This is a genomic window from Streptomyces sp. S6, from assembly GCF_054880855.1.
Genome location: NZ_JBTYMC010000055.1, coordinates 1 through 21,671, shown reverse-complemented (window position 1 = coordinate 21,671; position 21,671 = coordinate 1). Strand labels below are relative to the sequence as shown.

Here is a 21,671-nt window from a genome sequence, read left to right as displayed (position 1 = left end):
ACCACATGGCCATGGACGTCATCTCCGTCATCCGCACCAAGCGGGACCGCGCCGAACTCACCGACCAGCAGATCGACTGGGTCATCGACGCGTACACCCGGGGCGAGGTCGCCGACGAGCAGATGTCCTCGCTCGCCATGGCCATCCTCCTCAACGGCATGACCCGCCGCGAGATCGCCCGCTGGACCGCCGCGATGATCGCGTCCGGCGAGCGTATGGACTTCTCGTCGCTCTCCCGTCCGACGGCCGACAAGCACTCCACGGGCGGCGTCGGCGACAAGATCACGCTCCCGCTGGCGCCGCTGGTCGCCGCGTGCGGCGCGGCCGTCCCCCAGCTCTCGGGCCGCGGGCTCGGCCACACCGGCGGCACGCTGGACAAGCTGGAGTCCATCCCGGGGTGGCGCGCGCTGCTGTCCAACGAGGAGATGCTGTCCGTGCTGGAGGGCACGGGCGCGGTGATCTGCGCGGCGGGTGACGGCCTCGCCCCCGCCGACAAGAAGCTGTACGCCCTGCGCGACGTCACGGGCACCGTCGAGGCGATTCCGCTGATCGCCTCCTCGATCATGTCCAAGAAGATCGCCGAGGGCACGGGTTCGCTGGTCCTGGACGTCAAGGTCGGCACCGGCGCGTTCATGAAGACCATCGAGGACGCCCGCGAGCTGGCCTCCACGATGGTCGGCCTCGGCACGGACCACGGGGTGAAGACGGTCGCGCTGCTCACGGACATGTCCACCCCCCTGGGTCTCACGGCCGGCAACGCCCTTGAGGTCCGCGAATCCGTCGAGGTCCTCGCGGGCGGCGGCCCCTCGGACGTCGTCGAGCTGACCATCGCCCTGGCCCGCGAAATGCTGGACGCGGCCGGCGTCCGCGACGCCGACCCGGCCAAGGCCCTCGCCGACGGCTCCGCGATGGACGTCTGGCGCCGGATGATCTCGGCCCAGGGCGGCGACCCGGACGCGGCGCTGCCGGTCGCCCGCGAACAGCACGTGATCACGGCCGCCTCCTCCGGCGTCCTGACCCGCCTCGACGCCTACGACATCGGCCTCGCCGCCTGGCGCCTGGGCGCCGGTCGCGCTCGCAAGGAGGACCCCGTCCAGGCGGGCGCGGGCGTGGAGATGCACGCCAAGCCGGGCGACCTGATCACCGCCGGCCAGCCCCTGCTGACCCTCCACACCGACACCCCGGACCGCTTCGACTACGCCCTTGAGGCGATCGAGGGTTCGTACGACATCGCGGCGCCCGGGACGGCTTTCTCGGCTTCGCCGGTGGTGCTGGAGCGGATCGCCTGACCCTTTCGGGTGAGCGGGACCGGTGGACCGTCACCGGTCCCGTTCGGCATGCTGGGATCGGTGACACACCGAATAGGAGATCGCCATGAGCGCACTCACCGTGGGCCACGACCCCGAGCAGAGCTGGGACAACCTTGTCCGGTTCTGGGGGGAGATGGAATGGCCCGAGGGCAGCAAGGTGGAGATCATCGAGGGGATCATCACCGTGTCACCCGCTCCCGCATACCGCCACAACGTGATCGCGGAACGTATTCAACGCCGTCTTTACTCGGTGATCCCCGAGGACTGGGGTATCTACCAGACGCTGGCCATCGCTGTGCCGTCGCGCTTGGGGATGCTGATCCCCGACATGGTCGTGATGCCGGAGCAGGAGGACCTTGAGACGGACGCGTACGTCCCGGCCGCGCTCGCGGAACTCGTCGTCGAGGTGACGTCCAAGTCCAACGCCCGGCACGACCGGGTGAGCAAGCCCGCCGCCTATGCCACCGCAGGCATCCCGCTGTACCTGCTCGTCGACCGCTGGGCGGACGGCGGTCCCACGATCACCCTCTACGGCGAACCGCAGAACGACGTCTACCGGGTCCTGAAGGCGGGCAAGTTCGGCGACCCGATCGACTTGCCCAAGCCTTTCAACCTCACGCTCGACACCTCGGATTTTCCGCACCGGTGAGCTGTTGGAGCGGATCGCCTGAGCAGATCACGGCCGAGGAGTACGACTCCTGGTCCGAGGAACAGCGTGCCGGTGTCGAGGTCGTGTACGGGATGGTGGTCGTCACCCCGAGCGCGTCCAAGCGGCGCAGTCGGCTGGCCCGGATTCTGGCAAACGCCCTGGACGCCGCCTCGGGCCCGGAGTGGAACGCGGACACTGGCTTCGCCGTCCGACTTCAAGACGTCCCGCTCACCAACCGCCGCCCGGACGTCGTCGTGTACCGCGCGGACACGATCGACGTCACCCCCACCCGCCCCGAACACGTGCTGCTGGTCGCGGAGGTCGTGTCGCCGGGGTCGGAGACCACTGACCGGATCGTGAAGGTCGACCAGTACGCCAAGGCAGGCATCGGTTTCTACTGGCGGATCGAGCAGGCGGCGACGGGGGTTCCTCTCGTGTACACCTACGTTCTCGACCCGGCGACGAAGACCTACCGGGACGGGGACATGTGCACCGGAGTCCTCAAGGCGGCGGCTCCCTTCCCGGTGGAGATCGACCTCGGTCAGGTCTGAGGCCCCAGGTAATAGGGCCGGTTGTGGGCCGCCACCGGAGGGGACTGGTAGGTCCAGGCGCCGGTGGCGGGGGTGTCGGTCAGGAGTTGGTGGATGTTGTGGCCGAGGTCGGTGTCGGGGGCGTGGACGGTGAGGTGGATGCGGTTGGTGTCGGTCAGGTCGTACCAGCGGTAGGGGTGGTAGACGTTCATGGGACCGGCGAGGGCACGGCCGGTGGGGTCGGTGCCGTAGCCGGTGATGGGGGTGTTGTTGGCGGGGGTCGGTGTCAGGCCGTCCAACTCGGCGGTCAGGGAGACGAGTTGCTTCTCCTCGCGGATCAGTACGCCGCCCGCCGCCACCTCGGCGGCCTTGCAGTGGACCGTCCAGGTTTCGCCCGCCGGCCCGTTGAGGGACGGCAGGTCGACCTCGAACCAGCCCGGGAACTTCGGCTCGGCGTACAGCTCGCGGCCGGCGGTGATGGCGTACGGGTTGTCGCAGACGACGTGGATGCGGGCGATGCCGAGGAGTTTGGTCTGGTCCCAGCCCTGGGCGTACTGCGCGTAGGTGAGTTCGGGGACGCGGTCCGCCTGGGCGGTGGGGAAGGCGACGATGTTGTACTCGATCTCCTGGGTGACACCACCGCCGAACGCGTACTGCGCGAAGTACAGCTGGTAGTTGAGGGAGACGAGGGCCCGCCCGCCGAAGGTGGCGGCGGTCAGCGCGGGATGGTGTTCGGCCAGAAGGTCGCGGACCGGTTCCGCGTCGGTCAGCCAGTCGACGCCGACGTTGTGCAACGCCCCGTAGTGGAAGGGGAGTTGGAACGGCTCGGCGACGGGCGGCAGGGGCAGCGGGCTCATGCGGGCACTCCTGGGGTGAGGGCGGCGGGCCGGTCCCGCTCGGCGAGGTCGGCCTCGATGCGCCGAACACTGCGCAGCGCGAGCGCGGCCATGGTCAGCGTCGGATTGGACGTGGCGACGGACGGCATGCTGCCGCAGCCCACGGCGTACAGGCCGGGATGGTCCCAGCACCGCTGCCACGAGTCGACGACCGAGGTGCCGGGCGAGTCCCCCATGATGTGGGTGCCGGCGGCGTGCCCGGCGCCGCGATAGCCGTAGACGCGGCCCTCGTGTTCGAACCGGCCCGGCCAGGCCGCCGCGGGCGCGTAGTCGGTGTGGTCCTCGGCGCCGAGCAGCGCGAAGATCTGGTCGGACGCGCGCTTGGCGGCGGCCATACCCTCTTTGACGTGGTCCGACAGGTCGTAGGTGACCTGGGGGAGGGGCAGTCCGAGCGCGTCGCGCGCGCGGGGGTGGAGGGTGACCCGGTTGGCGGGGTCGGCACCCTGCTCCATCTCGAACTGCAAGGCGAACTGACGGCTCACCCGGTCCCCGACGGCACGCCGCAACTCGGCCCCGAACAGGCCCTTCTCGCGCAGGAGTTGAGCGACGTCCCCGTCCACCGGCCCGGTGGCCCACACCCACCCCCAGTTGCCGATCTCGATCCGGAACGGCGCCCGGTCCCGCCGTTCGGGCCCGGCCCGGAACCCCTCGAACCCCGAGGTGGACCCGGGCCCCCGGTAGGGACCGACCGCCTCCGGCATGAGCCCCCAGGTCAGCAGCACCGGGTGATCCATCAGATTCCGCCCCAACTGCCCGCTGCTGTCGGCGAGTTGGTTGATGAGCAGCAGCCGCGCGTTCTCGATGGCGTGCGCGGCGAGGACGACGACGTCGGCGCGCACCCGCGTGGTCCGGCCGTCGTAGGAGAGGTAATCGACGCCTGTGGCACGGCCGTTGCCGTCGACGAGCACCCGGCTGACGACGGCCCGGTCCACCAGCGTGACCGAACTCCCCCACTGCCCTTGCGTCTTGAGCGGCGTGTACTTCGCGTACGACGGGCAGTGCGGGATGCACGTCGCGTTGCCGACACACCGGCTGTCCGGGTCGGGCCGCCCCTCGGCACCGAGCGGCACGTACCCGCGCCCGCCGTCGTAACCCGGGTCCGGCACGCTGTTGCGGGCCTGCGGGGTACCGACCACCCGGAGTTCGACGTCGCTCAGCGTCACCGGATCCTGGACGCGCCGCCCGTCGAGGCTCGTCGCGAAGAGACGGTCCAGGTGGCTGGAGGGCAGGGCCCGCATGGGGAAGGTGTAGTCCTCGGGGAAGTCGAGCCCGACGTGCGCGCGTTGCTCGTCGATGTCGGCGGCCACACCCAACTCCCGTTCCGCCGCACGGTAGTCGGACTCCAGGTCGGCATAACCGACCGGCCAGCGACGGCCGTACCCGAACGCCTCGGTGTCGAAGTCCTCCGGCAGCATGCGCGGCGCGAGCCCGGTCCAGACGTTCCCGGTGCCGCCGTTGGCCCTGACATACCCGCTGGCGTACGGGAGCCGGCCGTCCTGGAGCAGATGCCCGTCCGCTCGGAACCCCGGCTCGCTGTCCGTCCCCGTCACGTCGGTGACCTCCGGCCAGCCGACGGCGGGGTGCGGCCGGTGCGCGGAGCCCGGCACCTTCGCGGACGCCATCGCGTACCGGTCGAGGGCCTCACGGTGGGCTCGCGCGGGGTCGACGGCACGCTCCCCGGCCTCCAGCACCAGCACGCGACGCCCCCGGCGCCCCAACTCCTTCGCCACGAGCGACCCCGCGATACCGGCGCCGACGACGATCACGTCGTAGCGGCTCACCGGACACCTGCCCGGGAGGGGCCGGACGCCGGAGCGGTGGCCCAACTCCCGTACCCACCCGGCGTCGTGGCCGGCGCGGCGATCCCCGCCGCCTTCCAGGCCAGCCCCTCCGCGTAGGCGCGCGGCGACACCACGAAGGGCGACGGTTTGGGCCAACTCCCCGTGTACCAGAGGTGGGTGAGGGTGCGGGCGGCGTCGAGCAGGTCGTCGTCCAACTCCCCGGGCGGGCGCCCGCTCACCTCCAGCAGCCGCCCTAACCGCTCCCTGCCCAGGTGCTCCGCGGCCACGGACAGGTAGGTCTCGACGAGTCCCGTCCCCCGCAGTGCCTCCGGGGCGAAACCGGTCAACTCCTGTGACAGCGCGATGAATTCGGCTGTCTGGTCATTTGTCTGCACGAGGGCAGTAGTGCCCCTTTTACCCATGAGGCATTCCGTTTCGCTCGTATGCAGCCGGAAATGAGAGCTTATGTCGGAGTCCGCGCGCGACGGCGACGGCTCGGCCCAGGAGCCCGGCTCCCGCTCCTGGTGTCCGTTCCCGACTCGCCTCGCATGTCGCGGCGTTGCGATCGTGCCAGGGATGGGCGGGCGTTTCGGCTCTGTCGGCCGGTGAACGGTTAAGTACAGGGAAACCTGACGCGAATCGGCACCCTCTCGCCGGAAATGAAGTGGGCCGCGTCAGTGAGTCACCGTTCGTGGCGCTGCGCCACCGGTGAAACCCGATGGGCCCGCGGCGATGAGTTGAGCACCCCGGCGGGGTCTACCGCACGTGGACCCCGAAGAACTCCCCGTAGTCAAGCTGACCGGCCCCCTCACCCAGGACGAGGTGAGGGGGCTGATGGAGGTGGCCGGAGTGGAGGTGGTCGTCGTGGACGTGGCCGGACTCGGGCCGCCGAAGCTGGCGCATGTGGAGGCGGTCGCGAGGACGCAGCTCGCGGCCAAGCGGGCCGGGGGACGGATCCGGCTGAGATCCCCCGACCCGGCGTTCACCGCACTGCTAGGGCTGGTCGGTCTCGTCCTTGAGGTGGAGGGGGAAGCCGAACAGGGGGAACCAGCGGGGGACGTCGAGGTAGAAGTGGAAGCCGGTTAGGCGGCCGTCGGAGATCTCCAGGACCTGGACGGACCAGGCGGACCAGCCGCCCGCCTCCGGGTCGGGCTTGTAGTGGGCGAAGCCGGGGAGGCCGTTGACCTGGACCGGGAAGAGCCGGGAGTTCTCGCAGCCGCTGCCGAGCGTCGTCATGAAGCCGGTGATGTCCGCGTGGCCGGTGAGCCACAGGTCGAACGGCGGCATCGTCATGATCGCGTCTTCGTGGAGCAGCGCCGTGAGGGCCGTCATGTCGTAGCCCTCGAAGGCGGCGACGTAACGCTCCAGGAGTTTCTTCTGCTCCTCGTCGAGGGAGTTGAAGACGTCCGCCGAGGCGCCCCGGTCCTCGGGCTGCTCCGCGAGCGTCGCGCGGGCCCGCTGGAGGGCGCTGTTCACCGACGCGACGGACGTGTCGAGCAGCTCGGCGACCTCGCTGGCCTTCCACGCCAGGACCTCACGCAGGATGAGGACGGCCCGCTGCTTCGGCGGCAACTGCTGGAGCGCCGCCATGAACGCCAGCCGGATGGACTCCTTGGCCACGGCAGCCTCCGCCGGGTCCTCGACGGTGGGCAGGGCGCGGGCGTCCGGGATCGGCTCCAGCCAGGTGTTCTCGGGGCGGGGGGAGAGCGCGGCCTGCGCGAGGGGCGTCGCCTCGCTGAGGTCGATCGGGCGGGCCCGCTTGTTCCCCGCGTTCAGCATGTCCAGGCAGACGTTCGTGGCGATGCGGTACAGCCACGACCTGAGGCTCGCGCGCCCCTCGAACTTCTCGTAACTCCGCCAGGCCCGCACCAGCGTGTCCTGGACGGCGTCCTCCGCCTCGAACGTCGAGCCCAGCATCCGGTAGCAGTACCCGGTCAGCTCGACCCGGTGCTTCTCCAGCCTCATGTCGAGGTCGGCCACCGCCGTCGTACCGTCACTCATCCTTGTCCACCCACCCCTGTGGCTTCCGTGTCACGCGCTGTCGCGTCCCACCACCTCGGAAGCTACCGCACCCCACTGACAATCACCCCTGGACTTGACAGATCCGCAGGTCAGCGAGACAAGAGGCGGCGAGGGGCGGCCATGACAACACCGGCCCCGGCCGCCTCACCCCTACGCCGTCGCCAGCACTTCCCGCCGCGCCGCCCGCGTCCCCAGCACCGTGATCGACACGACCCCGGCCACCGCGAACAACCCCACCGCGACGGTCCCGGCCCACCCGCCGGCATGGAAGGCGACGGCCCCGACGGTCGAACCCGCGCTGGAGCCGATGTAGTACGCCGACTGGTACAGCGCCGACGCCTGCGCCCGCCCGCTCGTCGCCGTCCTGCTCACCGCCGACGACGCCACCGCGTGCCCCGCGAAGAACCCGGCGGTGATCAGGACCAGCCCGAGCAGGACGACGGGCAGCGACCCGGCGAGCGACAGCAGCAGCCCCGCCGTCGTCGTCCCGCCCGCGAGGTACAGCGCGCCCCGGCGCCCGACCCGGCCGACCAGCCGCCCGGCGGTCGACGCCGACACCGTCCCCACGAGGTACACCAGGAAGATCGACCCCACGATGCCCTGCGGGAGGGAGAACGGGCCCTCGGTCAGCCGGTAGCCGATGACCGTGTACACGCCACCGAAGACCGTCATGAACAGCGCGCCGATCGCGTACAGCCGCCGCAGCAGCGGGTTCGCGAGATGCGTGCGGACGGTGCTCAGCAGCACCCGAGGCCGCAGCGACCCCGGCGTGAAGTGGCGCGGAGCGGGCAGCAGCGCGCGGAACGCGACCGCGCACACCACCGCGAGCCCCCCGATCACCCCGACGGCGACCCGCCAGCCCCACTCCTGCGCGACCCACCCGGTGATGACGCGCCCGCTCATCCCGCCGACGCTGTTCCCGGCGACGAACAGCCCGATCGCCGTGACGAGCGCCTTCGGCCGGACCTCCTCCGCGAGGTACGCGGTCGCGGACGCGGGCAGACCCGCAAGGGCCGCACCCTGTACACCCCGTAGTACCACCAGCGCCCCCAGCGACGGCGCGAACGGGACCAGCAGCCCGACGGTCACCGCGACGGCCAGCGACGCCGTCATGACCGTCCGCCGCCCGAACCGCTCCGAGAGCGCGCTCATCGGCAGGACGAACAGGGCGAGACCGCCGGTCGCCGCCGCCACCGTCCAGCTCGCGTCGCTCGCCGCGACCCCGAACTCGCCCGAGATCAACGGGAGAAGAGCCTGCGTGGAGTACAGCAGCGCGAAGGTCGCGACGCCCGCGAGGAACAGGGCGAGGCTCATCCGGCGGTAGCCGGGACCGCCGGGCGTCATACGTGAGTCGGAGGTGGGGACAGCTGCGCGGGCGCCCGTGGTGGCGGGCGCCTCGGTACTTGCGGAAGGCATGTCTCGACCGTAGGTACTACGGGTTCATGCGTCCAATGCACGGACTCGTCATAATCGTTCCCATGGTGCATCAGCAGAGGTCAGGGGCGCGTCTGTCACCGTCCAGTGACACGGAAGACATGACGACGACGCTGGCCCCCCGGCTCGCGTACTTCGCCGGAGTGGCTCGCACGGAGCATGTGACCCGTGCCGCCGAGGAGCTACAGGTACCCCAGTCGACCCTCTCGCGGGCCATGGTCCGCCTGGAACGGGACCTCGGGGTCGACCTCTTCGCCCGCAGAGGGCGCACGGTCTCCCTCACCCCCGCCGGGCGGACCTTCCTGACGTCCGTGGAGCGGGCCCTCGCCGAGATCCAGCGCGCCGCCGACGAGGTCCGCGCCGACGCCGACGCCGCCACCGGCAAGGTCGCGTTCGGGTTCCTCCACACGATGGGCGCGGAGACCGTCCCCGCCCTCATCCACGCCTTCCGCGCGGACCATCCCCGGGTCCGGTTCAGCCTCGTCCAGAACTACGGCGAGGCGATGATCGAGCGCCTGCGCGCAGGGGAGTTGGACCTCTGCCTGACCTCCCCGGTGCCGGACGCGCCCGACCTCGTGGCGCGGCGCCTCGACGAGCAGAAACTCCGGCTGGTCGTCCCCGCCGACCACCGCCTCGCCGGGCGCCGTCGCATCCGGCTCTCCGAGGCCGCCGAGGAGACGTTCGTGACCCTCGAACCGGGGTACGGGCTGCGCCGGATCACCGACGACCTGTGCCAGCAGGCGGGGTTCCGGCCGAGGATCGCGTTCGAGGGGGAGGAGGCGGAGACCCTCAGGGGGCTGGTGGCGGCGGGACTGGGGGTAGCCCTGTTGCCGCCCCCGGCGGTGCCGAGGCCGGGGGTGGCGGAGTTGACGGTGACGTCACCGAGGGCGGTGCGGGAGATCGGGGTGGCGTGGCTGGACGGGCACCCCGACACCCCGCCGGTGGCGGCGTTCAAGAAGTTCTTGCTGTCGAGAAGGGGCAGTCTCCTCACCTGACTCACTTCCGCAACGACGCCCCGAACCCCACAGCCAACGGCATCCTCAACCCCAGCGGCGGCGGCGCGGCGAGCGCGTCCTCCAGCGGTCTCGCGAAGTCCTTCCCGAACAGCGTGCCCATCACGAAGTCCTCGGCGAGCGCCTGCACTTCGTCCCGGTACTGGTGCAACCCGTGCCCGTCGGAGTGCACTTCGAACCGGCACACGTCCCGGTTCGCCTTCTTCGCCCGGCCGGCGAGCCGGAAGGACAACTCCGGGTCCGTACGGTCGTCGTTGGTGCCGTGGACGATCAACACCCGCTTCCCCGCGAGCTGCCGAACCGGCTCCGGCTCCGCCGCGACATCCTCCTCCGGCAGCCAAGGGGCAAGCGCCAGAACGGAGTTGACGGCGTCGTGCCCGGCGGAGCGCAGCGCGGCCCGCCCGCCCATCCCGACCCCGGCGAGGCAGACGGGGACGTCGCCGTACCGCCGGACGATCTCGTCCGTACCCCACCGCGCGTCTCCCGCGAGATGCGCCTCCGCGCCGTTCCACCCGCGATAGCGGTAGTGGACGGCGTGGACGACGAGCCCCTCGGCCCGGCCCGCGCGGGCGAGCCGGCGCCCGAGGGCGCGTACGGAGGACGTCGCCCACATGGGGGAAGGTCTGCGCTCGGAGAGCTCCTCACCCGCGGGGAGGAGCAGGACCGCTCCGCTGACGGAGGCCGGTTCGGGTCCGACCGCCTTGCCGAGGTGGGGGGTTCGGAGCGGCGTCACATGCTGTGCCATGGCAGAACAGTGTCAGAAGCGCCGGTGTACTCCACCCGTCGGTGCGGTCACCGTTGCGTATCGACGGTGAGCCGGGCCGCGCCGCCTACGCGCGTAGGCGTTACGGTGCGCGGATGACGAGCCAGAGCATCCCAGGGGGCGTCACCCCGACCGCGGACCAGATCCGCCGGGCGCCCAAGGTTCTGCTGCACGACCATCTCGACGGCGGGCTGCGCCCCGGCACGATCGTCGACCTGGCCCGGGAGTACGGGTACTCGGGGCTACCTGAGAGCGACCCCGGCAAACTCGGCCTCTGGTTCCGGGAGGCCGCCGACTCCGGGTCCCTGGAGCGGTACCTGGAGACCTTCTCGCACACCGTCGGCGTCATGCAGACACGCGACGCGCTGGTCAGGGTCGCCGCCGAGTGCGCCGAGGACCTCGCCGAGGACGGCGTCGTCTACGCGGAGGTGCGGTACGCGCCCGAGCAGCACCTCGACGGCGGACTCTCCCTCGAAGAGGTTGTGGAAGCGGTCACCGAAGGTTTCCGCGAGGGGGAGCGCCGGGCCCGCGCGAACGGGCACCGCATCCGCGTCGGCGCCCTCCTGACCGCGATGCGGCACGCCGCCCGCGCCCTGGAGATCGCCGAACTCGCCAACCGCTACCGCGACTTGGGCGTCGTCGGCTTCGATATCGCCGGCGCCGAGGCGGGGCACCCGCCGACCCGGCACCTCGACGCCTTCGAGTACCTGAAGCGGGAGAACAACCACTTCACGATCCACGCGGGCGAGGCGTTCGGGCTGCCGTCGATCTGGCAGGCGCTCCAGTGGTGCGGGGCCGACAGGCTCGGGCACGGGGTGCGGATCATCGACGACATCGAGGTCGCGGACGACGGGAGCGTGCGGCTCGGGCGGCTCGCCGCGTACGTCCGCGACAAGCGGGTGCCGCTGGAGATGTGCCCCAGCTCCAACCTCCAGACCGGGGCCGCCGCCTCCTACGCCGAGCACCCGATCGGGCTGCTGCGGCGGCTGCATTTCCGGGCGACCGTCAACACCGACAATCGTCTGATGTCCGGGACGAGCATGAGCCGGGAATTCGAGCACCTGGTCGAGGCGTTCGGTTATTCGCTCGACGACATGCAGTGGTTCTCTGTCAATGCTATGAAATCCGCGTTCATTCCTTTCGATGAACGACTCGCGATGATCAATGACGTCGTCAAGCCTGGTTACGCCGAGCTGAAATCCGAATGGCTGTTCCAGCAGGCCGCTTCTACCAGCGGTTCTTCGGGCGAGTAGGGCTGTTAGCAGAGGCTTCGGGCTCGTGGGGTGCGGACGGGTGTTCACCATCCGTCCGCATTTCGATGTTTGCGGTGGGTGCCCTCGCGTGTTTACGGTCGGGGACCGCTCGTTTCCCCGTACATTCCCCGTTGTCCCATTCGAGTTCGAGGACGCAATTCCCATGAAGCAGTCTGCTGCCAAGACCCTCGGTGTCGCCGCCCTCGGTGCCGCCATCGCCGCAGTCGGTGCGGGTGCCGCCAGCGCCGCCCCGGCCCTGCCGGACGCCACCCAGTCCCTCAACGGTGTCACCCAGGCGCTGCCGGGTGCCGGGCAGGCCGCCCAGCAGGCCCAGCCCGCCCTCGCGACGAGCCTCAACACCGTCGCCCCGATCGCCCAGAGCGCTCTTGCCGACGGCCCCACCAAGCCCGTCGCCGGTCTCCTCGGCGGTCTGCCGGTCGGCCAGCTCCCCACCCACGGCCTGCCGCTCAACGGGATTCCGCTGGGCTGACCCGGCTCACCTGCTGCTGTGACGCCGGGGCGCCTCCCGAGTACTACGGGTACTCGGGGGCGCCCCGGCGTCGTGGGTCCTACGGGTCCTACGGGTGCGCCCTCACGGCGCCGGAATGACCTCGATCCGCTTCCCGTTCAGCAGGTACAGCGGCAGCAGGCGCTCGTTCTCCGGTACCGGGAACTCCTGGGACGCGGCGAGGCTCGCCAGGGCCAGGAGGCCGAGGGAGACCTGGGCGCGCGGGGCGGGGGAGTCGCCCCAGTACGCGGCGTGCCGCTCCAGCGCGTCCTTCAGGGTCGCCGTGAAAGCCTCGTCGTCGTTCGCGATCATCCGGTGGAACAGCGCGGCGGGCTGGTAGTCGACGCCGTCCGAGAACCCGGTCGGCGTGTAGGCGACCGCCTCGGGGTGCGCGGCCTCCATCGTCGCGATGAGCTTGGCGACGATGTCGTCCATGGACCCCCGCGAGAAATACGTCCGCAGGGTGTCGATCCAGCACAGCACGTACTCGTCCACCGAGGCGTCCTCGCGCAGCCGCTCCAGCGGCACCTCCACCAGCCGCGCCACCCTCCCCCACTCCCGGCACACCACCGCGAGGTACAGCGCGTCGAGCCAGGCGCGGGCGTCGGCCGGCGGGGCCGCCGGGAACGCGGGCAGCCGTACCGTCAGCTCCTCGCCGAACAGGAACTCCCGGGGCTGCGCGCCCGTGAACAGCGCCGTCCCGAGCTGCACGGCGATCGACCAGGGGTCCCACGTGTCGACGTCGGCCGCCCTCGGGTCCACGGTGCAGCGGGCGTGCGCCAGCGTGACGGACGCCGCGAACGCGTCGGCCAGCAGCGCCGGTTCCGTGCCGAGCCGCTGGAGCAGCCCTGCCGTCTCCCGCGTCAGCTCACCGAGGTCCGGCGCCTGCGCGGTGAGCGCGGTGCGCAGCCGGCCCGCGCCGTCCAGCCGGACCAGGCCCTTCATCGCCGCGAGCAGCTCGGGCGGCGGCTGGAGCGAGAAGCCGCGGCTCTTCTCGTCGATGACCGTCAGGGCCGTCACCTTGCCCCGGTACCACCAGTACACGCGCGGCGACAGCTGTCCCTCACCCTGCTGGTACGCCCCCAGCGCGTACTGCGCGAGCGCGTTGAGGGCGTCCACGACCGTGCCGTCCGCGATCGGGTGGTAGACGAGGTTGTCCCGGGTCGGCACCGCGAACAGCGCGCCGTGCTCCGGCAGGGGCTCGCCGGTGACCCGGCGGGCGACCTCGCCCAGGTACAGCGCCTTGCTCGCGACGAACGGGGAGTCGCCGTACAGGCTGTGCACCGTGGCCTGCTCGCCGACCTCCACCACGTCGTGCTCGACGGGGACCCGCATCAAATTCTCGTACCCCGACCTGCCCAGCGCGTCCGGGCCGGCCCGCTCCACGTCGCCGTCGGTGAGGACGCGGACGCTCGTCGGGCCGTCGAGGGCGTACGCGAAGAGGAGGCCGTCGGCGACGACGCGGGTGTACGTCAGGTCGGCGGCGATCTCCGGGCCGATCGAATCGACGGGCAGCAGCCGGATGTGCGCGTCCCGCAGCAGCTCCTCGGCGCTCTCGCCGCCCTGGCTCGCCTCGGCGAGGCGCCCGAAGTGGGCGTCCACCAGCGCGGGCCACTCCTCCTCGACGGACCGGGCGCAGCGCCGTGCCAGGTCGTACAGGGAGTACTGGCGGCCCTCCTGGAAGTGCGGGGCGGCGAGCGAGCGCAGGCGGGCGGCCTGCGCGGCCGTCAGCATGGGGAGTTCGGCGTCGGGCGTCGGTTCTGGTGCTTCGTCGAGAGTCACCCGGATGACTCTATGAGGCTTTCGGGGACCCCTTCGACCGCGCGGCGCGGCGGTGGGCGGAGTGTGGCGGTCACCAGGCCGTGCGGGCCTTCTCCTCGGACGGGAAGAGGATCCACAGCGCGATGTAGAGGAGGAACTGGGGACCCGGCAGGAGGCAGGACAGCAGGAATATCACGCGCATCGTCGTGGCCGACATGCCGAAGCGGCGGGCCAGCGCGGCGCAGACGCCGCCGATCATGCGGCCTTCGGTGGGGCGGGCGAGGCGGGACATCTGGGGCTCCTTCACGAGCGTCGGTCGAGGTCTGCGGCCTTTTCCGGCCGCCCCTCACTGACCTCAACGCTACGAGGACGAAGCGGGCGAAGCGTCCCTCTACGGAGCTACTCCGACCCTGGGAATCGTCGGGGTCCGACCCTGAGACGGCTCCTCCTGGCGGACGGCGGTCTCGGTGGTCCGTCGTCGCCGCGTCGTACGCCGCCGCAGCCAGGCCCGCCCCGTGGGTACGACCAGGGCGTGAGCGAGGGCGACCCCGAGGGTCCCCAGGATGATCGAGTCGACGTCCACGACCTGGCCCGGGATGCCGGTCTGGAGCAGCTCCACCGTCAGCGTCAGCAGCGCCCCGGCGGCGGCCGTCCGCACCAGGGAGCCGAACGGGGAGACGTTCAGGCGGCCGTGGACCAGGGGGAGCAGGAAGCCGAGCGGGGCCGGCAGCGCGAGGCCGCGGCCGATCCGACGGGCGGCCTCGGGCCAGCCCAGCTCCAGGTCGGCGCGGATGCCGTGGAACGGGTGCAGGTTGGCCGGCACCACCCAGGGGACGTCCAGCGGGCGCAGCGAGTGCCAGGCGACGAACGCGAGGTGTGCGACGAGGAGGACACCCCCCGCCACACGGAGTCGGATCTCGGCGCTGCCGCCGACAAGACCTTGACGCTGCACGATCCCCAAGACGCACCCCCCGCCGCGATTGGTTCCGGCGACGGCCCTCCGGAGCGGATGAGGTCTTCACCACACCCGCACACGCGGAACCGGAACGGCGGGGGCCGGGGCGGGGGAGGGGCGCTGTTGCCGCGAGGGCTTTCACAACGCGGCAGGGAGGAGGGCGTGTCGACGCGTCACGGCAACCGCGTCCACAACTCGCGGCAGCGGCCGTTCCGGAAGCGTCGCGGCAACCGCTTCCACAACTCGCCTGCGGTGGAGGCGCCGGAGGTGTTGCGGCAACCGCTTCCACAACTCGCGAGAGGCGGAGGCCCGGGAGCGTCTCTGTAACCGTTCCCACAACCCGCCTGCGGTGGAGGTTCCGGAGGTGTTGCGGCAACCGCTTCCACAACTCGTGCGAAGCGGAGCCCCCGCAGACGTCTCCGTGACCGCTTCCACAACCCGTGCCGAGCAGCGGTCCGGAGGCGTCTTCGCCTCAGGGGTGTCGCCGCGACCGCTTGCTCACTTCGTGATGCTCGACGACGGCGGCACCTCGGCCCCCGGCCGCTGCTTCACCTTGTCCGTGCACTCGTACCGCTTCAACTCCCCGCGCACGGTGCCCCCGAGGACGACGGAGCCGTTGCCGTCGGAGGCGGCGGAGTCGGAGAGGGTGCAGACGACCTGGGCGAGGGCGTAGGAGGAGAGGGCCTCCGGCGCGACGCTGAGGCGCAGCGCGTCGTCCGGGTCGGTGTTGGTCAGGGGCGGGAGGACCCGTACCCCGGCGCGCACGTCGGTCGTGTACCCGGCCTGCTTCTCCTCGGCCGACGGGCTGTCCCCCAACTGGTTCAGCAGCCCCTGCGCGACGAGTACCCGGCGTTTCGCGCCGGCCGAACCCTCCGGCACCGGAACCGACCGGTCGACGGCGACGAGCGACGCCCCGCACAGCAGGAACACCCGCACAGGCACCCCGCCCGACAACTGGGCGGCCGTCGTACCGGATTCGGGGAGCGAACACCGCACCCGGGACGGCGCCGCCCCGAAGTCGGTCGGCACCTCGGTCGCCCGGATCCCGCACCCGGCGAGCAGCAGCCCCAGCGCGGCGACGCACGGCAGCCGCCTACGCCCGTTTCCCGTGACGCTCACGACGCCGCACCCCCGTCCTCACGCTCCACCGTGTCAGAGCTGTCCCGAGGCAGCCGCAGCGTGAACACCGCACCGCCTTCAGGGGAGTTGGCGGCCTCGATCGCACCGCCGTGGATGTGCGCGTTCTCCAGCGCGATGGACAGCCCGAGGCCGCTGCCGTCCGAACGCGGCCTGGACGAACTGGCCTTGTAGAACCGGTCGAAGACGTGCGGCAGCACCTCCTCGGGGATACCGGGCCCGTGGTCGCGCACCGCGATGACGACCTCGTCGTCACCCGCCCGCACCGCCACCCGCACCGGCGACCCGCCGTGCTTGAGGGCGTTGCCGATCAGGTTCGCGAGGATGACGTCGAGCCGGCGCGGGTCGAGCCGCGCGTGGATCCCGCGCTCCGCGTCGAGTTCGACCGCGTCGAGCCAGGCCCGCGCGTCGATGCAGGCGGTGATCTGGTCGGCGACGTCGACGTCGTCGAGGACCAGCCGGGCCGTGCCCGCGTCGAAGCGGGTGACCTCCATCAGGTTCTCGACGAGGTTGTTCAGCCGCCGCGTCTCGCTCACCACGAGCCGGACGGCGGGCTCGATCATCGGGTCCATGCTGCCGGTCTCGGCCTCAAGTTCCTCTTCCAGGACCTCAGTTACAGCCGTGAGCGCGGTGAGCGGCGTCCGCAGCTCGTGACTCATGTCGGCGACGAACCGGCGTGACGCCTCGTCGCGCGCGGCCATGTCGGCGACCCGCTTCTCCAGCGCCTCGGCGGCCAGGTTGAACGTCCGGGAGAGATCGGCGAGTTCATCGGTCCCGGAGACCTGGAGCCGGGTGTCGAGCTTGCCCTCGCCGAGCCGCCGGGCGGCAACTCCCAGGCGGTGCACGGGTTTCAGCACGGTCGTCGAGGCGGCCTGCGCGATCAGCGCCGCCCCGATCAGGGCCAGCCCGGTGGCGATCCCCAGCGACCAGGCAAGGGAGTTGAGGTCTTTGGCCTCCGGTTCGAGCGACTTGCGCATGTACCCGGTCGGCCCGCCCCCGTCGACCTTCGTCCCGGCCACCAGATACGGCGTGCCGTGGTCGACGACGCGCTGCCAGAAGAGGTGGTACGGCGACCGGTTGGCCCCCGACACCGACTGCTCCTCGGCCACCGCGCGGCGCAGCGCCTGAGGCACGTCGTCCAGCGAAAAGCCGCTCAGGCCACCGGAGTTGCCGTACACCGTCCGCCCGCCGTCGTCGGTGGCGACCAGCAACACGCTGAAACGCTGGGAGCTGTTGGCCATCTGCGCGGCCGTGCGCTGGAGTTCGCCCTGCGAAGGACGCTCGGGCAGGGTGCCCGCGCGGTTCTGCATCTCCGTGCGGAAGTCCTTCAGCACCGCGTCCTGCGCGCGCGTCAGCACCGCCTCACGGTTCAGCCAGTAGGCGATGCCCGACGCGGAGACGGCCGTCGCGAGCGCGACCGCGCCGAAGACGAGGACCAGGCGCAGCCGGAGGCTCGTGAAACGCACCCGGGACAGAAAACGCTTGCGAAACGCGGACCAGCCGCGCGCAGCCCGTGCGGCCTGGGTCACTGAGGCGCGTCCAGGCGGTAGCCGACACCCCGGACGGTACGGATCAGCGTGGGCGACGACGGCACGTCCTCGATCTTGGCGCGCAGCCGCTGGACACAGGCGTCCACCAGCCGCGAGTCACCGAGGTAGTCGTGCTCCCAGACGAGCCGCAGCAACTGCTGCCGCGACAGCGCCTGTCCCGGCCGGCGGCTCAGCTCAAGGAGCAGCCGCAGCTCGGTCGGGGTCAGCTGGAGGTCCTGGCCGTTCTTCGTCACGGTCATCGCCGAACGGTCGATGACCAGGCTGCCGAAGGTCGCGGAGTCGCTCGACTCCCGCTCGCCGCGCCGCAGCACGGCCCGGATCCGGGCGTCGAGCACCCGCCCCTGGACGGGCTTGACGACATAGTCGTCCGCCCCCGACTCCAGGCCCACGACGACGTCGATGTCGTCGTTGCGCGCGGTCAGCAGGATGATCGGCAGCTGGTCCGTGCGCCGGATGCGCCGGCACACCTCGAATCCGTCGATGCCGGGCAGCATGACGTCCAGCACGATCAGATCCGGTCGCTGCTCACGCAGCAGTTTCAGACCGTCCTCTCCGCTCGCAGCGGTCGCCACGCGGTGCCCCTGGCGCGTCAGTGAGAGCTCCAGGGCCGTACGGATGGCGTCGTCGTCCTCGATCAGCAACAGGGAAGGCACGGGCTCATTCTGGCCCATACAGGGGGTGAGGTTCGACAGGTGGGGGCTTATAACGCCTTTACGAGCCCCCACCCGCCCCCTAGTGGTTACCCCCTGATCCCCAACCGCCACAGCGAGGTGACCTCCGCGCCGCGCACGGCGTGCAGCGGGTCGCTCCGGTCCCGCGCCCGCCGGTGCCGGGGCTTCACGTCATACCTCCGGACGACGCTCAGCCCGCCCGCACGGAACAGTCCGAGCAGCTCCTCCCGCGTCCGCAGCCCGAGCAGCTCCGCCAGATCCGACATGATCAGCCACCCCTCCCCACCCGGCAGCAACCGATTGCACAACCCGGCCAGGAACTCCCGCAGCATCCCGCTGTCCTCGTCGTACACCCCGAGCTCAAGCCCCGCGCTCGGCGTCCCCGGCAGCCACGGCGGATTGCAGACGACGAGATCGGCCCGCCCCTCGGGATACAGCGCCGGGCCCCGGACGACGACCCGCTCCCCGTACCCGAGCCGCCGCACGTTCCCCTCGGCACAGGCGAGGGCGCGCGGGTTGACGTCCGTCGCGACGACTCTTGCGACACCGCGCCGGGCAAGTACCGCCGCCAGCACGCCCGTTCCGGTGCCGAGGTCGAAGGCGGTCCGGCAACGCCGGGGCAGTGGGACGGAGTTGACGAGGTCGACGTACTCGCCGCGTACCGGGGAGAAGACGCCGTACGTGGGGTGGACGCGGGCGTCCAGGGCCGGGATCTCGACGCCCTTGAGCTGCCACTGGAACGCGCCCAGCACGCCGAGGAGTTCGCGGAGCGGGACCAGGGAAGGGCCGTCCGCCGGACCGTAGGCGGCATGGCAGGCGGCGCGGACGTCGGGGGCGCGGCGCAGGGACAGGGTGTGGTCCGCGTCGAGTTCGACGAGGAGGCGGTTCAGGAGGAGAGCGCGGCGGGCGCGGTCGGCGCGCTGGCGTCGGAAGATTTGTGCCGGTGAACTGTGCCTGCTCTCCGGGGAGTTGGGGACGCGGCGGGCCAGTGCCTGGAGCATCTGGCGGGCGTTGACGTAGTCGCCGCGCCAGAGCAGGGCCGTGCCGGCCGAGGTGAGGCGGTGGGCGGTGGCGGCGCGGAGGGTGTCGTCCACGGGGACGACGTCGTCGTACTGCGCGGGCATGGGGGTGCTCCTGGGAGTCGTAAGTGCCGTGAGAGCGAAGGCACTTCGACGAGGCGAGGAGCAGGGGGAACGGCTGGGGACCCGCTGTCACCGCCGCGCCGAAGCGCGGGGGAGCGGGTCGCCGAGGACCATGCCGTAGACCATGCGACCAGGGTCCCACGTGGGGTGGCGCAGGCCCAAACGGACCAGCTCACCGCCGACGCCTTCGGGGCCGCTGTGGTGTCGCCGTGAGGGACCCCTGTGACAGGTCTGTGACAGTCGGCGGACACGGCCATGAAGGTCCCCCGGCAAGCTTTTCGGCACAGGGGCAAGCGGCCCTGGAGCAGGGCGCAAGAGCACCAGAGGTCCACGACGGGAGGCGCGACATGTCGCTGCACAGCATGAACACCGGCGCAGTTGCCACGCGTCTCCACGACGTCCGGTGGAGCTCGGAGAAGTCCGGTGTTGTGAGCGGGCGGGGGTGCGCTCGCAACACCGGGCGTCAACACACCACGTTCATCAAGGTGGTTGACGCGAAAACGGGGGATGCGGTTCCGGGGGGAGCCGCGTACAGGGAGGACATGGGGGAGCGGCGTTCCCTCAGCGAGGCGGAGTTCACCGCCTACGTGCAGGAACGCCGCGCCTCCCTGTACGCCACCGCGTACCACCTGACCGGCGACCGGTTCGAGGCCGAGGACCTGCTCCAGAGCGCACTGTTCTCGACCTACCGGGCCTGGGACCGGATCAGTGACAAAGCGGCAGTAGGCGGTTACCTGCGCCGCACCATGACGAACCTGCACATCAGCGCGTGGCGCCGCCGCAAGCTGAACGAATACCCCACCGAGGAACTGCCGGAGACGCCCGGCGACACGGACGCGATGCGCGGCACCGAACTGCGCGCGGTCCTGTGGCAGGCGCTGTCCCGGCTGCCGGAACTCCAGCGGACGATGCTGGTCCTCAGGTACTACGAGGGCCGCACCGACCCGGAGATCGCCGAGATCCTCGACATCAGTGTCGGCACGGTCAAGTCCAGCATCTGGCGGTCGCTCCGCCGGCTGCGCGAGGACCAGGTCCTCAGCTTCGGCCGTGACGAGGAGAACGCCTTCGGGGAGCTTGTCGCCTGAGGGTGGCCCTGAACACCGCTGGGGGGCGGTGATTGGGGCAGCGGGGGAACGCGGGGGGTGGCGGTACCGGGGGGACTACGGGGGACGGCGTTCGGGGGAGCGTCGCGTGGAGCGGTACCGCACACGGGGGAGACACCGGGGATATCCATGGGGGTGGGTATCCCTGGAGTACTTACGGGGGACGGGGGGCGGGGGAAAAGGGAGGGGGGCTGGAGGGCCGGGGGGTCCGTCCAGCCCCGCTTCCGTTTTCTGCGAGCGGTTGCTGCCGAGGGCCGAGGGCCGAGGGCCGAGGGCCGGCTACGGCGCCGTAGCCGCCGTCGTCGTCCGGATCCGGCGTCCTGCGGCGGCGTCAGCGAGGCGGCCCAGTGCTTCGTCGCGGTCGCAGGCGTGGGCGCCGAGGGAGGTCTGGCGGGCGATGATGGCCCGTTCGGCGCGCATCAGGCGCCAGCCTCGGCGCAGCAGGAAGGCCACGGACTTGCGGCCCTCCTTGAGGTCCCGCAGAAAACGCCTGCGGAACGTTTTCACCGGGCCCCGGCTCAGGCACAGCGCGTCCGCGAGAACGCCCTCCTCGCGGCACCGCTCGACGATCTCGGCGGCGAAGATGCCCTCCGCGATGAAGACGGGCGTGCGGTCGAAGTCGACGGTCTCGCTGCCGGTGCGGGCGCTCAGCGCGATGTCGTACACGGGGATGTCCGTACGGCCGTCCCGGCACAGGTCGGTGATCGCGGCGACGGCGGCCTCGGTGTCCCAGGACTCGGGGTGGTCCCAGTCGATGTCGGAGCTCCCCGCCACCTGCGGCAGCGTCGGGTCGTCGCCCTCCTTGTAGAAGTCGTCGAGCCGCAGCACCGGGAGGCCGGAGCGGGCCGCGAGGAGGGACTTGCCGGAGCCGGAGGGGCCGCACAGCAGTACGACGCGCGTGGGGACGGGATGGGAACTCACGGGTCACCAGTGTGCGGCATGCGGGGCGATCCGGACGAGTCCGCGGGGGGCCTTTGAAGCGCGCGTCACACCTTCGCGGGTCACCTTTGATGCGCGCGGCGTACTTCAACTACCCTCTGCGTCGATCTGATTACTCTTCGCACTGAAAAGGTGGCAGTGAGATGCCTCAGCACGAGAACGCCCTCTCCTCTTCAACCGGCCGCCGCGCACTGGCCGCCCTCGCGACAGCCGGGGGCGCCCGCGGGGCCGGCGCGGGCGCGTCCTCGCCCGCC

The 21,671-nt window shown here is 71.3% G+C and carries 22 protein-coding genes; 7 read left to right on the top strand and 15 right to left on the bottom strand.

Translation table 11 applies throughout. The features are described from left to right. Nucleotides 1–5 precede the first annotated feature (5 nt). From ACVNF4_RS10720 to ACVNF4_RS10710, 3 genes are all read left to right on the top strand, one after another. Nucleotides 6–1,289: a thymidine phosphorylase gene (locus tag ACVNF4_RS10720; protein WP_461802497.1), complete on the top strand. Its 1,284-nt coding sequence runs from the start codon at nt 6–8 to the stop codon at nt 1,287–1,289. A gap of 85 nt (nt 1,290–1,374) precedes the next feature. Next, a complete protein-coding gene (locus ACVNF4_RS10715; RefSeq protein WP_461802496.1) occupies nt 1,375–1,959 on the top strand; it encodes a Uma2 family endonuclease in 585 nt (194 codons plus the stop codon). Further along, nucleotides 1,956–2,510, top strand: coding sequence for a Uma2 family endonuclease (locus tag ACVNF4_RS10710; RefSeq protein ID WP_461802495.1), 555 nt, complete (start codon nt 1,956–1,958; stop codon nt 2,508–2,510). Before ACVNF4_RS10715 ends, ACVNF4_RS10710 begins: the two co-directional genes overlap by 4 nt. Here the strand turns inward: ACVNF4_RS10710 and ACVNF4_RS10705 are convergent. The 6 genes from ACVNF4_RS10705 to ACVNF4_RS10680 form a co-directional block, all read right to left on the bottom strand. Next, nucleotides 2,501–3,346 (bottom strand): hypothetical protein, encoded by an 846-nt coding sequence (locus tag ACVNF4_RS10705; RefSeq protein ID WP_461802494.1) that lies wholly within the window; start codon nt 3,344–3,346, stop codon nt 2,501–2,503. The genes ACVNF4_RS10710 and ACVNF4_RS10705 overlap by 10 nt on opposite strands. After that, a complete protein-coding gene (locus ACVNF4_RS10700) occupies nt 3,343–5,166 on the bottom strand; it encodes a GMC family oxidoreductase (protein ID WP_461802493.1) in 1,824 nt (607 codons plus the stop codon). The genes ACVNF4_RS10705 and ACVNF4_RS10700 overlap by 4 nt, the downstream gene beginning before the upstream one ends. After that, the gene (locus ACVNF4_RS10695) at nt 5,163–5,561 is read right to left on the bottom strand and encodes a hypothetical protein (protein ID WP_461802492.1); all 399 of its coding nucleotides are present in this window, start codon (nt 5,559–5,561) and stop codon (nt 5,163–5,165) included. The genes ACVNF4_RS10700 and ACVNF4_RS10695 overlap by 4 nt, the downstream gene beginning before the upstream one ends. Nucleotides 5,562–5,922: 361 nt before the next feature. Continuing rightward, nucleotides 5,923–6,069, bottom strand: coding sequence for a hypothetical protein (locus ACVNF4_RS10690; protein ID WP_461802491.1), 147 nt, complete (start codon nt 6,067–6,069; stop codon nt 5,923–5,925). 90 nt (nt 6,070–6,159) lie between these two features. Beyond that, a complete protein-coding gene (locus ACVNF4_RS10685) occupies nt 6,160–7,167 on the bottom strand; it encodes a sigma-70 family RNA polymerase sigma factor (RefSeq protein WP_461802490.1) in 1,008 nt (335 codons plus the stop codon). Between the two features lie 171 nt (nt 7,168–7,338). Next, nucleotides 7,339–8,604, bottom strand: a complete 1,266-nt coding sequence (locus ACVNF4_RS10680) for an MFS transporter (RefSeq protein ID WP_461802489.1) — start codon at nt 8,602–8,604, stop codon at nt 7,339–7,341. Nucleotides 8,605–8,666: 62 nt separating this feature from the next. On the opposite strand from ACVNF4_RS10680, the gene ACVNF4_RS10675 reads away from it, so the two are divergent. Beyond that, complete coding sequence (locus ACVNF4_RS10675; protein ID WP_461802488.1) at nt 8,667–9,617, top strand: LysR family transcriptional regulator; 951 nt, start codon at nt 8,667–8,669, stop codon at nt 9,615–9,617. Nucleotide 9,618: 1 nt separating this feature from the next. On the opposite strand, the gene ACVNF4_RS10670 is transcribed toward ACVNF4_RS10675, so the two are convergent. Then, the gene (locus tag ACVNF4_RS10670) at nt 9,619–10,380 is read right to left on the bottom strand and encodes an alpha/beta hydrolase (protein WP_461802487.1); all 762 of its coding nucleotides are present in this window, start codon (nt 10,378–10,380) and stop codon (nt 9,619–9,621) included. Nucleotides 10,381–10,493: 113 nt separating this feature from the next. On the opposite strand from ACVNF4_RS10670, the gene ACVNF4_RS10665 reads away from it, so the two are divergent. Together ACVNF4_RS10665 and ACVNF4_RS10660 are read left to right on the top strand one after the other, a co-directional pair. Further along, nucleotides 10,494–11,651: an adenosine deaminase gene (locus ACVNF4_RS10665; protein ID WP_461802486.1), complete on the top strand. Its 1,158-nt coding sequence runs from the start codon at nt 10,494–10,496 to the stop codon at nt 11,649–11,651. 163 nt (nt 11,652–11,814) lie between these two features. Next, nucleotides 11,815–12,141 (top strand): ATP-binding protein, encoded by a 327-nt coding sequence (locus ACVNF4_RS10660; protein ID WP_461802485.1) that lies wholly within the window; start codon nt 11,815–11,817, stop codon nt 12,139–12,141. Nucleotides 12,142–12,243: 102 nt separating this feature from the next. Here the strand turns inward: ACVNF4_RS10660 and ACVNF4_RS10655 are convergent, their stop codons facing one another. The 7 genes from ACVNF4_RS10655 to ACVNF4_RS10625 all read right to left on the bottom strand — a co-directional run bounded on the left by ACVNF4_RS10655 (nt 12,244) and on the right by ACVNF4_RS10625 (nt 19,357). After that, the gene (locus ACVNF4_RS10655) at nt 12,244–13,941 is read right to left on the bottom strand and encodes an Imm49 family immunity protein (RefSeq protein ID WP_461802484.1); all 1,698 of its coding nucleotides are present in this window, start codon (nt 13,939–13,941) and stop codon (nt 12,244–12,246) included. 70 nt (nt 13,942–14,011) lie between these two features. After that, entirely contained in the window at nt 14,012–14,212 is a 201-nt protein-coding gene (locus ACVNF4_RS10650) for a PspC domain-containing protein (protein WP_461802483.1), read from the bottom strand. Between the two features lie 99 nt (nt 14,213–14,311). Next, a complete protein-coding gene (locus tag ACVNF4_RS10645; protein WP_461802482.1) occupies nt 14,312–14,872 on the bottom strand; it encodes a VanZ family protein in 561 nt (186 codons plus the stop codon). A gap of 501 nt (nt 14,873–15,373) precedes the next feature. After that, a complete protein-coding gene (locus tag ACVNF4_RS10640) occupies nt 15,374–15,994 on the bottom strand; it encodes a hypothetical protein (protein ID WP_461802481.1) in 621 nt (206 codons plus the stop codon). After that, nucleotides 15,991–17,541 (bottom strand): ATP-binding protein, encoded by a 1,551-nt coding sequence (locus ACVNF4_RS10635; RefSeq protein WP_461802480.1) that lies wholly within the window; start codon nt 17,539–17,541, stop codon nt 15,991–15,993. The genes ACVNF4_RS10640 and ACVNF4_RS10635 overlap by 4 nt, the downstream gene beginning before the upstream one ends. Next, entirely contained in the window at nt 17,538–18,215 is a 678-nt protein-coding gene (gene afsQ1 / locus ACVNF4_RS10630; protein WP_010352555.1) for a two-component system response regulator AfsQ1, read from the bottom strand. The genes ACVNF4_RS10635 and afsQ1 overlap by 4 nt, the downstream gene beginning before the upstream one ends. Before the next feature lie 86 nt (nt 18,216–18,301). Then, the gene (locus ACVNF4_RS10625; protein ID WP_461802479.1) at nt 18,302–19,357 is read right to left on the bottom strand and encodes a methyltransferase; all 1,056 of its coding nucleotides are present in this window, start codon (nt 19,355–19,357) and stop codon (nt 18,302–18,304) included. 365 nt (nt 19,358–19,722) lie between these two features. On the opposite strand from ACVNF4_RS10625, the gene ACVNF4_RS10620 reads away from it, so the two are divergent. Beyond that, complete coding sequence (locus tag ACVNF4_RS10620) at nt 19,723–20,460, top strand: SigE family RNA polymerase sigma factor (protein WP_461802478.1); 738 nt, start codon at nt 19,723–19,725, stop codon at nt 20,458–20,460. Between the two features lie 297 nt (nt 20,461–20,757). On the opposite strand, the gene ACVNF4_RS10615 is transcribed toward ACVNF4_RS10620, so the two are convergent. After that, the gene (locus ACVNF4_RS10615; protein ID WP_461802477.1) at nt 20,758–21,399 is read right to left on the bottom strand and encodes a uridine kinase family protein; all 642 of its coding nucleotides are present in this window, start codon (nt 21,397–21,399) and stop codon (nt 20,758–20,760) included. Nucleotides 21,400–21,671: the final 272 nt, after the last annotated feature.